This window comes from Candidatus Rokuibacteriota bacterium (genome assembly GCA_016209385.1).
Lineage (GTDB): Bacteria > Methylomirabilota > Methylomirabilia > Rokubacteriales > CSP1-6 > JACQWB01.
This window is the reverse complement of record JACQWB010000034.1, coordinates 1-13401: the sequence shown is the minus strand read 5'-3', so window position 1 is coordinate 13401 and position 13401 is coordinate 1. Positions and strand designations below refer to the sequence as shown.

General features: G+C 68.7%; 12 protein-coding genes. 1 reads left to right on the top strand and 11 read right to left on the bottom strand.

Annotated elements, in window-relative coordinates; genetic code table 11:
* The 7 genes from mraZ to HY726_02305 form a co-directional block, all read right to left on the bottom strand.
* A partial coding sequence (gene mraZ, locus HY726_02335) for a division/cell wall cluster transcriptional repressor MraZ (protein ID MBI4607830.1) occupies positions 1-422 on the bottom strand: 422 nt, incomplete at its 3' end.
* Positions 423-726: 304 nt separating this feature from the next.
* The gene (locus tag HY726_02330; protein MBI4607829.1) at positions 727-2292 is read right to left on the bottom strand and encodes an aldehyde dehydrogenase family protein; all 1566 of its coding nucleotides are present in this window, start codon (positions 2290-2292) and stop codon (positions 727-729) included.
* Between the two features lie 92 nt (positions 2293-2384).
* Positions 2385-3167 carry a M48 family metallopeptidase gene (locus HY726_02325; GenBank protein ID MBI4607828.1) on the bottom strand — a complete coding sequence of 261 codons (783 nt, stop codon included), beginning with the start codon at positions 3165-3167 and terminating at the stop codon, positions 2385-2387.
* Between the two features lie 427 nt (positions 3168-3594).
* Positions 3595-4842: a hypothetical protein gene (locus HY726_02320; protein MBI4607827.1), complete on the bottom strand. Its 1248-nt coding sequence runs from the start codon at positions 4840-4842 to the stop codon at positions 3595-3597.
* Between the two features lie 204 nt (positions 4843-5046).
* On the bottom strand, positions 5047-5499 hold the full coding sequence (locus HY726_02315; GenBank protein ID MBI4607826.1) for a type II secretion system protein: 453 nt from the start codon (positions 5497-5499) through the stop codon (positions 5047-5049).
* Entirely contained in the window at positions 5499-6029 is a 531-nt protein-coding gene (locus HY726_02310; protein ID MBI4607825.1) for a prepilin-type N-terminal cleavage/methylation domain-containing protein, read from the bottom strand. Before HY726_02310 ends, HY726_02315 begins: the two co-directional genes overlap by 1 nt.
* Positions 6030-6350: 321 nt before the next feature.
* Positions 6351-6566: a hypothetical protein gene (locus HY726_02305; GenBank protein MBI4607824.1), complete on the bottom strand. Its 216-nt coding sequence runs from the start codon at positions 6564-6566 to the stop codon at positions 6351-6353.
* Positions 6567-6914: 348 nt separating this feature from the next.
* Here HY726_02305 and HY726_02300 point away from each other — a divergent pair, with 348 nt between their 5' ends.
* A complete protein-coding gene (locus HY726_02300; protein ID MBI4607823.1) occupies positions 6915-7970 on the top strand; it encodes a tartrate dehydrogenase in 1056 nt (351 codons plus the stop codon).
* Positions 7971-7994: 24 nt separating this feature from the next.
* Here HY726_02300 and HY726_02295 read toward each other — a convergent pair whose 3' ends face one another.
* The 4 genes from HY726_02295 to HY726_02280 form a co-directional block, all read right to left on the bottom strand.
* On the bottom strand, positions 7995-8453 hold the full coding sequence (locus tag HY726_02295; GenBank protein ID MBI4607822.1) for a CoA transferase: 459 nt from the start codon (positions 8451-8453) through the stop codon (positions 7995-7997).
* A gap of 10 nt (positions 8454-8463) precedes the next feature.
* Entirely contained in the window at positions 8464-9192 is a 729-nt protein-coding gene (locus HY726_02290) for an enoyl-CoA hydratase/isomerase family protein (protein MBI4607821.1), read from the bottom strand.
* 113 nt (positions 9193-9305) lie between these two features.
* Entirely contained in the window at positions 9306-10106 is an 801-nt protein-coding gene (locus tag HY726_02285; protein ID MBI4607820.1) for a VOC family protein, read from the bottom strand.
* An 80-nt stretch (positions 10107-10186) separates the two neighbouring features.
* Positions 10187-13401 (bottom strand): AAA family ATPase (locus HY726_02280; protein ID MBI4607819.1); only part of this gene is annotated, 3215 nt, incomplete at its 5' end.

Below are 13401 nucleotides of genomic sequence, written 5' to 3'. Positions count from 1 at the left end.
TTCTCGAAGACCGTCGGCAGCTCGTCCTGATGGACCCGGTCGAACTCCTCGAAGCGCCGCCGGTCCCAGATCTCGAAATGCATCAGGCCACCGCCGACGAGGGCGGCCTCCTTGACGAGGCCTGCCTCAGCCCGCGAGTCGGGCGGGATCAGGATTCGCCCCTGCGCGTCGAGGTCCACGTCCTTCGCCTTTGAGATGTAAAGGCGGCTGATCTTCTTCACCTCGGGATTGAAGATCGACAACTCGCGCACCTTTGCCTCGATCCGCTGCCACTCCTCGAGCGGGTGCACCTCGAGGCAGTGGTCATTGGGAACGACGACCAAACGCCCGCTGTATTCGCTGCCCAGCGCCTCCCGGAACTTGGCCGGGATGCTGACTCGCCCTTTCGGGTCGATCGTGTGGAAGTACCGTCCCCGAAACATGACCAAAGAGACAAGTCTAGTACCACTTCATCCCACTTCATCCCACCTTGAACCGTCATCCTACACAAGGCCCAAAGGGGGTGTCAAGGAAAAAGTATTGATTTTTTCAGGCTATTCAGCGCACCGGAGCGGGGCGACCCCTAGGGGAAGACACTGTGGGGACTACCGTGGGTTGAGGCGACCTGTACAGGCTTCCTCGGTGCCTGTCGAAGTAATGCCCTTCGAGCGCGGGCTTCGCCCGCGCAACGGATTCCTGGGGGAGGCCTCGGAGGGGGCCGTCGAGGCCCCCTCCGATTGTCCTAGCTCACTTGACCCAGGTTTGCGACTGCTCGCGGAGGAACTGCTGGACGTAGTAGGGCCCCAGGGCTCCCTTTCCACTCGAACCCGATGCTTTCCAGCCCCCGAAGGAGTTGACGCCCGGCCAGGCACCGGTCGTGGCGCCCCCGCGGCGGTTGGCGTAGGTGACCCCGCCCTCGATCGAATCGAAGAACGCCCTCAGCTCGTCCGAATCCTCACTGAAGATCCCCGCGCAGAGGCCGTAGTCCGATCGGTTCGCCCAGGCCAGGGCCTCCCTGAGGCTCCCCACCTCGGCCACGACGAGGAAGGGGACGAACAGCTCGTCCTGAAAGAGCCGGTGCTCGGGCGGGAGGCGATCAGCGACCGTCGGCGCGACGAAGCACCCGGAGGCGCACTCTCCGTCCGTGATCCGCTGGCCGCCGACGAGGATTCGCCCATCGCGCCTGGCCTCGGCGGCCGCCGCCTCGAACGTTGCCACCGAGCGGGCGTTGATGACGGGACCCGTGAAGACCTCGCGCCGGGTCGGGTCACCCACCCTGAGCGTCTTGACCTTCTCGACGAGCTGCTCGACGAAGGGCCTGGCCACCTGCCGGTCCACGTACACGCGCGAGCAGGCGCTGCACTTCTGGCCAGACAGACCGAAGGCCGAGCGGGTGATCCCCTCCACAGCCTTCGCGAGATCGGCCTTCGCCGTGACGATCGCCGGGTTCTTGCCCCCCATCTCGGCGACGAAGGGCCGGAGGCGCCGGGCGATGAAGCGCCGGGCGATCCGCTCGCCCACCTCCCTCGAGCCGGTGAAGACCAGGCCCGCGACGTCCGGGTGATCCACGAGCGCGAGGCCCGCTCCTTCGCCGCTCCCCGTCACCAGGTTCACGACGCCGGGGGGAAGCCCCGCGGCCTCCAGCAGCTCGACCAGTCGCAGCGCCGCATACGGGGTGTCGCTGGCTGGCTTCAGGACGACGGTGTTCCCCGCGACGAGGGCACCGCCCGCCATCCCCGCGGCCAGCGCCACGGGGAAGTTGAACGGTGAGATCACCGCCCAGACGCCGTAGGGGCGAAGCACGCTCTTGGTCTGCTCATTCGGGGAGAGTCGCTCGAGAGGCAGCTCGAAGCCCCGGTGAACCTCCACCTGGCGGGCGTAGTAGGTCAGGAGATCAGCCGCTTCGCTGGCGTCTCCCAGCGCCTCGAACCGGCTCTTCCCCGCCTCGAGGCTCATGAGCGCCGCCAGCTCGGCCGTGTGGTCGCGGATGACATCGGCCGCCTTCTGGATCAGGCTGACGCGCTCCTGCCACGGTCGGCGGCCCCACTCCGGGTACGCGGCCTGGGCTGCCGCCACGGCGTCGTGAACGTCCCGGGCGGTGGCCAGGGCGAAGTGGCCAAGCGTCTCGCGGGTGTCCGACGGGTTCACGTCGGCGAACGTCCGGGAAGCCTCGCGCCGCTTCCCGCCGATCAGGAGCGGGTGGGTCTGGCCGAGCCGCGCCCTGACGCCCTCGAGGGCAGCCTCGTACTCGCGGTGCACCTCCTCGCCGGGCGCGGCGAGCGACGCGTACGTGATCTTCACGCGGGCTGCCATGGCGATGCCTCCATCTCGGGCCTCGCCTCGTCACGGGCCTGCCTGCGGCATGGCCGACGTGCCTCGGCTCGAACGCCCATTGCTTCAGCGCCTCACCGGGGCGCATAGTGCTGCAGCGCCTCGGGGATCCACTGCTCGATCTGTCTGATCCGGGTGCCGTGGGACGGGTGCGTGGAGAGAAACTCGGGGGGGGTCGGACGCCCCCTGGCCGCCTGCTCCATCCGTTGCCAGAACGGGATCGCCTCGCGCGGGTTGTAGCCGGCCTTCGCCATGTAGATCAGCCCCAGATGGTCGGCCTCCGATTCCTGGGCGCGGCTGAACGGAAGGACCACCCCGACAGCAGCGCCGGCGCCGAGGAGCCCGGTCGCGAGCTGAACCGTCCGCGGGTCCCCCTTCGCCATGGCGGCCTGGGCCGTGGCCAGCCCCACCTGTACCAGGAGCCCCTGGCTCACGCGCTCTCCGCCGTGGCGCGCGACGGCGTGGGCCACCTCGTGACCCAGCACGGTGGCGAGCCCCGCGTCATCCTTGGTGACGGGCAGGATCCCGGTGTAGACCGCGACCTTGCCGCCGGGAAGGGCGAACGCATTCACCTGCTTCGCCTCCTCGATGACCCTGAACTCCCACCGGTAGTCCATGCGGCCGGTCGCCTGCGCGATGCGCGTGCCGACCCGCGTGACCAGATCGTTGAGCTGCGGGTCGTGGGAGATCTTCGACTTCTTCAGGATCTCCTGATAGGCCTGCAGCCCCATCCGGACCTCCTCGGGCTCGGGAAGGAGCATGAGCTGGGAGCGGCCCGTGATGGGGACGGTCTGGCAGGCGACGGCAAGACCCAGCAGGAGAACCGCGAGCGCAGAAGGGACATACACCCGGCGCATGGCTCGACGCTATTGTACCAGCTCGGGTCTCGCCTCGCGGCGGTCACTTACTCGGGTCTCCCCTCGCCGCTGGCGCAGGCGATGAAGCTGCCAGCGCCAAAGCGCCACAGCTCGAACTGCCACGCCTGCGGCTCGTCCGAAGCCCCTCGGCTCGAACAGCCATTCGGGCCTCGCCTCGTGGCTGTCCTCGCCTCGTCACGGGCCTGCCTCACGGCATGGCCGACGTGCCTCGGCTCGAACGACTTACTCGGGCCTCGCCTCGTCACGGGCCTGCCTCACGGCATGGCCGACGTGCCTCGGCTCGAACAGCCCGCCGTTCGCGCACCGGCCGCCTAACCCCCATCGCCACGGCTCGAGCGCGGGCTTTGCCCGCGCAATCCAGGGGGGGAGGTATCGGAGGGGGCCGCCGAGGCCCCCTCCGAGTTGCTCACTGGGCGACCTCGCGCCAGCTCCGAAGCGTCATGAGTTTTCGCGCGCGCCTGGCCTCGTCGAGCCCCTCGCAGCTGTAGCGGACCTTCGCGGCTCCGGTGAGGAAGCGCGCCCCGGAACCGGTGCCGGCGGGCGTGGCGTCGAAGAGCACCGCGCCGTAGACAGTCTGGTCTCCCCCGCCGGCGAACTCGAGCGCCACACGGCCACCCGTCAGGACGATGAGCCCGTGCCAGCGGAAGTTCCCCGTGATCCTGACCTCGGCATCCTCCACGATCAGGATCCCGTGAGCCTCCATATTTCCCGAGATCTCGAGCCTCGACACCGCCGCCCCGGCATCGGCGCTCCCCTTCGCGTAGACCACCTTCGGCCGGGCCCCGGTTCCCCAGCACGCCGCGCTCGACCAGCTCGACGCGCACGCGGCGCCGACGTCGCTCACGGAGAACCCGCCCGGCTCGCCGAGCGCAAGGTTGACACCGGCCTGACCGGCCGCTCTGACGAAGGAGCGGAGGTGCGCGGGGGTGAGCGCCCCATCGGGCGCGATGGCGTTGGCGCCGGTGCCGGGCGTGGACGGGTCCTGCGCCTTTCCCCTGACGCTGCTCGACGCGCGGTCTCCGAGCGCGCGCTCGACGGCTTCTTCGTTGGCCCCGGGCCGGCTGAGGGGAAGCGTGGACGAGACGGAGATCCCGAAGACCGGGGCGCAGGCGCCCCCCAGGCCGTCGGGCGTCCGGTCGTTGCCGTCGATCTCGAAGCCCCCCGTGACGGTCACCGGGGCCTCTTCTCCCGGGAACGCCAGCGCGGCGGGAACCGGAGGAAGCGCGATCCGTCTCACCACCGCCTGGACCGCTCGCCGGGCGGCCCTCACGCTCCCCACCGACGTCACGATCAGCTGGCCATTGGTGTCACGGGTCGGGCCGCCGGCGTCAACGGCCATTCCCGTGAGGAGCGCGTCACCGGGCATGCTGTCGTTCCTCACCGTGACCGTGAAGGTCCCCCGGCCCGCGGTGTCGCCGGGGATCGGCGAGTCGGCGCTGAGAACGGCGCCCCGGGACGGATCGCCACCCGCCAGGAAGGTGTTCCAGTCCAGCGTGGATCGGAGGGTGTCGAACGCCCATTCGACGCCGGCCTCTGCGGTGAAGCGAGCCTGCTCGCCGTCGGCCAGATTCCTGGAGATCATCGGCTCAACGGCGCTCATCGAGAGGAGCGCCAGTGACAGGGTGGAGAGGAGGAGCAGGACGATCAGGGCCAAGGGGAGGGCGATCCCCCCGGTATGGCTCAGCGGAGACAGCCCGAGTCCCACGGGTCTAGGGAACCCGGAGGGGGGCTACGCCCCCCTTCCGGACCTCCCCCCAAGGAACTGCGCGGGCGAAGCCCGCGCTCGGAGTGGACCCGGCAATGGTGGGCGAGCTGTCAGGAGCGCGAGAGCATTCAACCCTGTTACTCCGACACGCGCCTAGCGCGAGGCGATCAGCGTGGCGAGCGAGACCGCGGTCTCGCCCACGGCGATCCCGGCCGGTGATGCGCGGTAGAAAACGGTCACCTTGACCGATCTCGCGTCGGCGGGGTCGGCGCCGGTATCGAGGATCGTGACCTCCCGGCGGTAGCGGGCGTAGCCGGTGATCGAGTCGTAGGGCTCGGTGGGAAAGCTGGCCGCCGTGACGTTGGCCAGCCCGCGGGCGGGGTCGGAGCTGACCGCGAAGGCCTTGACCTCCTCCAGCCGCTGCACCGCCAGGAAGACCGCCGTGCTCGACTGGCGGGCAGCCTGGATCCCGTCGAACGCCACCGGGAATGTCGAGAGGAACGCCGTCAGCCCGACAGCCAGGATCGCCAGGGCGATCCCGATCTCGACCAGAGTCAGCCCGGTCTCCGCCTGCCGCCAGCCCTGGAGCCCCGCCGGGAGAGGCATCAGCGGTTTCTGAGCCTGACCTGGGTCCCCATCGTCGCGACGCCCGGCGAGGGTCCGACGTGGACCGTCAGCGCGATGACCACCGTGCGGATCGCCTCGGGGAGGGTGGTGGCCGCGCCCTCGGCGTCCAGGTAGCTGAACACCAGCCCCTCGACCCCTTCGATGACCGGCTGGGCACCTCCGCCGGCGTTCCGCCTGAGCGTCGTGCCGCGAAGCAGATACGTGACCGCCTCACCCGCGGCATCGATCACGCCGTTGCCGTTCAGGTCCTTCCGGATCGTGAGGCTCGTGGGGGTCGGGTCCACGACCGCGGCGAAGCCGGCGCCGGTGGGATCGAACCCCGCGGTCCGGATCTCCCGGGCCACGCGCTCTAGGGCAACGCGCGTGCGCTGCTGGGCGTCGAGCCGCGCGACAGCGAGGAGATAGCCCTGCTGGCCTCGCTCGAGGACGGTCAGCGTCGCCACCATCACGAGCCCGACCACCGCCAGAGCTACCAGGAGCTCGACCAGCGTGAATCCATCTGCCCGCATGACGCACCTCGCCGTTTCGATTTTAGGATCGGCGTCAAGCGGCGGATCGAGAGTCGCCGCGCAGGCCTCCGCTGTCAATGTCCAAAGTCCGATACACGTTGGGATGGCCGTTCAGTAATTTCCCTGAACCGCCTCTCCCCGATTCTCCTGGAGTGCCTGGCCACGAACCGCGCGTGATGGAGGGAACTCCCTCAGAAAAGTGGGTATTTACTCGCGCTCTCTCGCGGTGTCCTGGGATTGTGGGACACCGGCGCATGCTCGGTGAGATACCGCGACTCCGCGAGAGGTGAACCCGTCATGACGTGCGAGGAAGTCAGGGACCTAGTCGATGTGGGAGAGCCCTTGGATATTAACCTGCTCGTTGCGCAGAACCGGCACATCGATTCGTGCCCGAGCTGTCGGGCCGAATTCGCCGATGTTCAGGAGGTCCTTGAGATCCTCATCAGCCTCGGGCAGAAACTCCTCGATACTCCTCCCGATGATCTCGATGCGGAGGAGCGGGCGGTGAGGCGGATCTTCCTCCCACGCAGGGGCCACTGAACGAGCGGACGCAACCAATCCGACCCGTTCGCGGGCAAGCCGCGGACGGGTCTCTTGTTCCGTTCGAGCGCCTCTCAGGTCGGCGATCCACGTCGAGCGCTGCCGCCGGAGAGGCACAACCTGCCCGGCCCTCGTAGTCCTCGGTAGCCTGGGCGACCCCGCCTGCCCGGTTCCCGTCCTAGCCCTCTGAGCTCTTGCTCCTCGCTGTCAATGTCCAAAACCCGAGACAGGTCACGACCAACTTTGGGCGGGACGCGGAGAGAAACGGTGCGATACTACGGGCTGGCAGCCGAGGGACTCACGCCTTATGCCGCAGGCGGAACCCGGTGTTCAAGGAGGCACGTCATGACACACCACATCGCGATCATCCCGGGCGACGGGATCGGGAAGGAGGTCGTGCCCGAGGGCATCCGCGTCCTCGAGGCTGCCGCCCGGCGCTTCGGGTTCGACCTCGCCTGGACCACCTTCGACTGGAGCTGCGAGGGGTACGCGAAGACCGGTCGTATGATGCCCGAGGACGGGCTCGACCGGCTCAAGGCCTTCGACGCGATCTTCCTCGGCGCCGTGGGCTTCCCCGGCGTGCCCGACCACGTCTCGCTCTGGGGGCTCCTGATCCCGATCCGGCGCACGTTCCGTCAGTACGTGAACCTGCGTCCCGTGCGGCTCCTCAGGGGCGTGAGATCGCCGCTCGCCGGGCGCGTGCCGGAGGAGATCGACCTCGTGATCGTGCGCGAGAACAACGAGGGCGAGTACTCCGAGATCGGCGGCCGCCTCTACCGCGCGACGCCCGAGGAGCTGGTCGTGCAGCAGGCGGTGTTCACGCGCCACGGCTGCGACCGGGTCATGCGCTACGCCTTCGAGCTGGCGATGCGGCGACCCGAGCGGCACGTGACCTCGGCGACCAAGTCGAACGGCATCATCCACAGCATGCCGTACTGGGACGAGCGGTTCGCCGCGATGGCGAAGAACTATCCGGAGGTGCGGACCGACCAGTACCACATCGATATCCTGAGCGCGCACGTCGTCCAGCACCCGGACTGGCTCGACGTGGTCGTGGCGTCGAACCTTTTCGGCGACATCCTGTCCGACCTCGGTGCCGCGGTCGCCGGCTCGATCGGCCTGGCGCCGGGCGCCAATATCAACCCGGAAAAGGACTACCCGTCGATGTTCGAGCCGGTGCACGGCTCCGCGCCCGACATCGCCGGGCGCGGTCTCGCCAACCCGATCGGCCAGATCTGGTCCGGCGCCATGCTCCTGGAGCATCTGGGACACCCCGACGCGGCCCGCGCCATCGTCGCGGCGATCGAGAGCCTGCTGGCGGAGGGCAAACTGCTCACCCGCGACCTGGGGGGCAAGGCCACGACCGCGGAGCTAGGCAAGGCTATCGCCGCCCTCGTCTGAGGATGCCGTCGCGGCTTCCCCGCCTCACCTCCGGTCCCCCAGCATGATGGCGCCCGCCGCGGCGAGCCGCTCGATCTCGGCGGGCGACCACCCGAGCTCCTCGAGCACCTCCCGGGTATGCTCGCCCAGCCGCGGCGCAGGCCGGCGAGGGGTCCCGGGCGTCGCGGACGCCCTGAACGGGAGACCCAACATTCGCACCCGGCCGTGCCCGGGCTGCTCCAGCTCGGTGACGAGGCCGAGATGGCGGACCTGGGGATCCTCGAAGACCTGGTCGAACTCGTAGATCGGTCCCGCGGCGATCGCTGCCGCCTCGAAGCGCGCCACCCACTCCGCGGTGGATCCCTGCGCGAGGGCCGTCTCGATCCGCGCCTTCAGTTCGGCGTGGTTGGCGAGGCGATCGGCGTTGGTCTCGAACCGCGGGTCCGTCGCCAGGGCCTCGTCGGCAAGGACCCGGCAGAAGCGCCCCCACTGACCAGGATTCATCAGGACCACATCACTGGCGCTCCAGGAAGCCCTCGGTCATCGCGCTCACCTCCGGGATCGCGGTCCGCGCGATGGTGTTGATCCGGGCTTTGGCCTCTGCCAGGGGCCGGAACGGCTTGGCCGCCAGCAGCTCGGCGTACTCGCGCACCGCCATCTCCAGTACCGCCCCGGGCACGACGCGGTGGACCAGCCCGAGGGCCTGAGCCTCCGCCGCCGAGTAGCGACGCCCCTCGAGGATGATCTCCTTGGCCCGCGCAGGCCCCACGAGGCGAATGAAGCGCGCCGTGGAGCCGACCCCGAGTGGCACTCCCAGATCCACCTCCGGGATCCAGAGCTCGGCCTCAGCCGCGGCCCAGCGGAAGTCGCACGCCAGCGTGAGCCCGAAGCCTCCGCCCACGGCGTGCCCGTTGATCATCGCGACCGTCACCTGCTCCAGGTTCTCCAGGAGCGAAGTGACGCGCTCGAACAGCCGACGGAACTGGCTTTTCCTCCCGAGGAACACACGGCGGCGCTCCTCAGGCGACATGGTCCCCTTGAACGGGGCGTCGGCACCCGCCGAAAAGACGGGCGGTGCGCCGGTCAGAATGACGACGCGGCTCTCCGCGTCGTCGTGAAGCTCGGCGAAGGTTGCGGCCAGATCCCGCAGCATCTCGTCGCTGAGCGAGTTCCGCCGATCCGGCCGGTTCAGCGTGACCGTCGCAATCCGGCCGGCGCGGGCCAGCATCACGTTCTGGGCCATGGCCAGCTCCTCGTGCGTGACCGCAAACCCTTTGTTTCCGCCACCGCCTGCTCCCGCCCGCACCGCAGGTCCGTCTCGCGGTGCGGGGCGCTCATCGGCGCGAAGGGGTAGGCCTACGCGGTCTGCCAACCGGGATTCGTGACGTCGCGAGGATCGAAATGGTTCTCCTGCTCGATGATCTTGCCCTCGCGGTTCACGGTGAAGCGGTCCGCAACCCGTAGCGTCGCCGGCGGCTTGACGGCGACCACCTCGACCAGGGCTTCGCTGCAGATGGCCGTCAGGGAATCGTTGATGTAGTGATCGAGGACGGTCACTTTTCCCACTGCGGGAACGAGCGGCGGCCACCAGACGGTCTGCAGCGCCTCTCTGCCGACCAGGGGCCGGTTGACCCCCCCGGGCGCGAGCGGCGCGCGCAGCGTGACCTTCTCGTCGTACGGGATCAGCGCGAAGTCCTTCCGGCTGAGCGCCTCGAAGTATTGGTCGGCCACGGCCCGGAGCTGCGCCCGGCGCTGCGCGGACGAGGCCTCGGCCGGCACGTGGTAGAACTCCCACTGGACATTGTCAGGATCGCGGAAACACACGTAGTCCTTGTCCAGGGTCGGATCGCGCTCGATCCCGGCGGTGGGGACACGAGCGCTCCGCAGCATCTCGACCGCCTTGTCCAGTTCACCCCGGTCGCCCACGTGGAAGGCCACATGGTCGAAGCCGACCCGCGTGTCGATGACCCGGTCATTGGGCGGGGTGCCGGGGTTCGGCGGCCACAGCACCACGAACGTGGAGCCCACCGTGAAGTAGAGGAGCTTCCCCAAATCCTGGATGTCGAAGCCGAGCACGTCGCCGTAAAAGTCGCATGCTCGCTTGAGGTCGTTCACGCGCAACGACACGTGATGAATGCTCTCCGTACGGATCCTCATGCCGGTCCTCCTTTCGCCGACAGGGGCCGAAGGCGGGACGAGAAGAGCGCCCTTTCCGCTTCGCGCCCATCGTTCTCCAGCTAGCGCGCCTCCAAAGTGGACAGGGCTGCGTTGAGGAAGCCTCTCCGGACGGTCTCGTCGTCAAGGCCGGCGGCCAGTCGTTGCACAATCGCTTTGCCCGCGACGAAGTGATCTTCTGCTTCCGTGAGACGGCCCTCGGCCTGACAGAGCGCCGCCAGCGCCGCGTGGGCCTCCCAGGCCACCCCGGGGAGGCCGACCTTCAGTGCGACGTCCAGCGCCAAGCGCAGCGCAGTCTGAGCGGCCTCCGGCTCGGCGCAGGCTGCCCGGCACTCGCCGATGACGAGGGATGTCTGCGCGATCGCCTCTTTCCAACCGCAGCTCTGGGCGGCAGCGAGTATCGGCGAAAGGAGCCGGTCAGCCCGCCCGGCTTCCCCGCGGGCCAAGTGAACCCGCGCGACCGCCGCATATGCGGGCGCCCCCAGCACGAAAGCGGTGCCTGGTGGGGTGGTAATCTGCCGCATGAGGGCCTCCGCCCGCTCGACGGACGCCAGCGCCTCCTCCGCATCACCCCGAAGCCACCGGGCCCACGCAAGGTGGCCCACACCGTTAACCGCGTGGATCAGCGCCCCTGCCCGTTCAGCCGCCTCGTAGCCGCGCTGGAGGTGCTGAACCGCCTCGTCCAGGGCGTACACCTCGTAGAGCGTCCAGCCCACGAAGGTCTCACCCCACGCAACCCATTCCGCGTGACCGAGCTCCTGAGCCAGGTTCACAGCCTGCCGCCCGGCGGCGAGGGCGCGGGCGTACTCTCCCCGACTTCGGTGAATCCAGCACTGGAAGGCCAGGTGCATCGGTTCGTTTCCCCGGTCACCGATACGACGGTTGACGGCAAGAGCTTCCTCGACACGGGCAAGCGCCTCGTGCCATCCTCCCGCGCCCATGGGGACGTAACACGATTGGATGAGCGCGAACTGGAGGTACCAGAGATCCCCGTGACTTCGGTGGATCTCTATCAGCTGCCGGCTGATCTCGTCGTTGGCTTTGAAGTCACCGATCATGACGGCGACGATGAGCCAGCTGTCCATGGCGATGGCCAGGGGCCGCGTGCTCCCCAGCTCGCGGGCCAGTCGGAGTCCCAGCTGCGCGTAGTCCAGTGCGCGGTCGAGCTCCAATCGATTCGTGTACACGATGGAGAGCCGACTCAGAACGCTGACCTGCCCGGCTCGGTCGTCAAGGGCGTTGGCGATCCGAAGCGCCGCTTCGAGGTAGGGGATGGCCGCGCGGTAATCGGCCGCCCCGGCGAGGAGGAAGCCGAGCTCATTGAGGGCCTGCATCTCGATGGCCTGATCTCCAGCGAGCTGCGCCCCTCGCCACGCCGCCTCGAAATCGGCCCGAGCGCGGGAGATGTCGCCGGACTGAGCATAGACCTCTCCGCGCTTCAGGTGGAAAACATAGACCGCGCGATCCGCCAGCGGGAGCTTGAGAAGCGTGGCCACGTCCAACGCGCCGGTGTACTGCTCGAGCGCCTCCTGCCCGGCATAAAGCTGCCGTGCGGCGTCGGCGGCTTGGCCGTGATAGGTCAGGGCCTTCGCAAGCTCGCCCGCAGCCTGGTAATGGTAAGCCAAGATTCCGTACGGCTTCTCCTCGGGGTAGAACGACTCCAGTGCCTGCCCAGCCGCTGCATGGAGGGCCTGACGGCGGGCTGATAGGAGACTTGAATAGGCCACTTCCCGCGTCAGCGCGTGCTTGAAGGTGTATTCCAGATCAGGAAAGAGGCTCGCCTCATAGATGAACTCGGCAGCCTGGAGCTGAGTACAGCTGCGCCGGAGCTGCTCCTCAGGAAGCTCGGCAATGGTCGCGAGGAGACGATAGCGTACGGTATGGCCTATGACTGCTGCGGTCTGAAGAACTGCCTTCGCCTCGGGCGGGAGCCGGTCGATCCGGGCGGCCAGCACCGCCTGCACGGTGGCGGGCACCTGGATGCTCGGAAGGGCCTGGGCCAGATGATAAGCGCCCCGCGCGCCGACCAGCACCTGCGTCTCCGCCAGGGTGCGGACACTCTCCTCCAGGAAAAAGGGGTTGCCCTCGGTCCTGGCGATCAGGATCTGCTTGAGGGGCTCAAGCCCGGGGTCGGTCCCCAGGAGGGCCCGGAGGAGCTCCTCGGCGCTCTCGGCCGGGAGCGGGTCGAGCCGGAGCTGGGCGTAGTAGGTCTTCGATCCCCAGCGGTGCTCGTACTCGGGGCGGTAGTTGACCAGCAAGAGGATCCGGGCCGTCGGCAGGCTCTCGACCAGGCTGTCGAGCAGGGCCTGGGTCTCGGAGTCGATCCAGTGGAGGTCCTCGAAGACGAGCAGCAAGGGCTGGACCTGGCTCTCCCGGAAGAGGACGCGCTTCACCGCCTCCAGCATCCGCTGCCGCCGCCCGGGAGGATTGAGCGTCTCCCACTGGGGGTCCTCGACCGGGACATCGAGGAGGCTGAGAACGGCCGGCAGGGTGGGCTCCAGGACCCGATCCAGGGCGAGAAGCTTGCCCGTGACTTTCTCGCGGATTTTCCGCTGCTCATCGCGCGCCTCGAGCTGAAAGTAGGCCTTCAGGAGGTCAATCACGGGCAGATACGGGGTGGCTTTCCCGTAGGAGACCGAGCCCGCTTCCAGGATGAGCCAACCGTGGGCGCGATGGGAGCGGGTCACCTCCCAGACCAGGCGCGACTTGCCCACGCCGGGCTCGCCCACGACGGCGACCACCTGGCCCTGTCTGGCGGCGGCGCGCGTGAGGGCCTGGCGGATCTGCTCGATCTCGGCCTCCCGGCCGACAAACCGGGTGAGCCCGCGCGCCGCAGCGGCCTGGAGCCGCGAGCGCCGCGGACCAGCCCCGACCAGCTCGTAGACTTCCACCGGCGCCTCAAGTCCCTTCACCGGCACGGGCCCCAGGGGCTTGACCTCGACGTAGCCCTCGGCCAGCCGGAGGGTGTCGGCTGTCAACCGGATGCTGCCCGGCGGGGCGAGCTGTTCCATCCGCGCTGCCAGGTGCGTCGTCTGCCCCACCGCCGTGTAGTCCATGTGGAGGTCGCTGCCGATGGCGCGCACGACAACCTCGCCCGAGTTGAGGCCGACCCGGATGTGTACCTCGATCCCGTGGGTGCGCCGGACGTCTTCGGCATAGCGGCGGAGGGCCACTTGCATGTCGAGGGCCGCGTAGCAGGCCCGCACCGCGTGGTCCTCGTGGGCGAGAGGGGCACCGAAGAGCGCCATGATCCCGTCGCCCATCACCTGGTTTACAG

Excerpts from the sequence above, each read along its gene's own strand:
- HY726_02330 (MBI4607829.1), bottom strand. The coding sequence starts at position 2,292 with ATGGCAGCCCGCGTGAAGATCACGTACGCGTCGCTCGCCGCGCCCGGC.
- HY726_02325 (MBI4607828.1), bottom strand. The coding sequence starts at position 3,167 with ATGCGCCGGGTGTATGTCCCTTCTGCGCTCGCGGTTCTCCTGCTGGGT.
- HY726_02315 (MBI4607826.1), bottom strand. The coding sequence starts at position 5,499 with ATGCCTCTCCCGGCGGGGCTCCAGGGCTGGCGGCAGGCGGAGACCGGG.
- HY726_02310 (MBI4607825.1), bottom strand. The coding sequence starts at position 6,029 with ATGCGGGCAGATGGATTCACGCTGGTCGAGCTCCTGGTAGCTCTGGCG.
- HY726_02300 (MBI4607823.1), top strand. The coding sequence starts at position 6,915 with ATGACACACCACATCGCGATCATCCCGGGCGACGGGATCGGGAAGGAG.
- HY726_02295 (MBI4607822.1), bottom strand. The coding sequence starts at position 8,453 with ATGAATCCTGGTCAGTGGGGGCGCTTCTGCCGGGTCCTTGCCGACGAG.
- HY726_02290 (MBI4607821.1), bottom strand. The coding sequence starts at position 9,192 with ATGGCCCAGAACGTGATGCTGGCCCGCGCCGGCCGGATTGCGACGGTC.
- HY726_02285 (MBI4607820.1), bottom strand. The coding sequence starts at position 10,106 with ATGAGGATCCGTACGGAGAGCATTCATCACGTGTCGTTGCGCGTGAAC.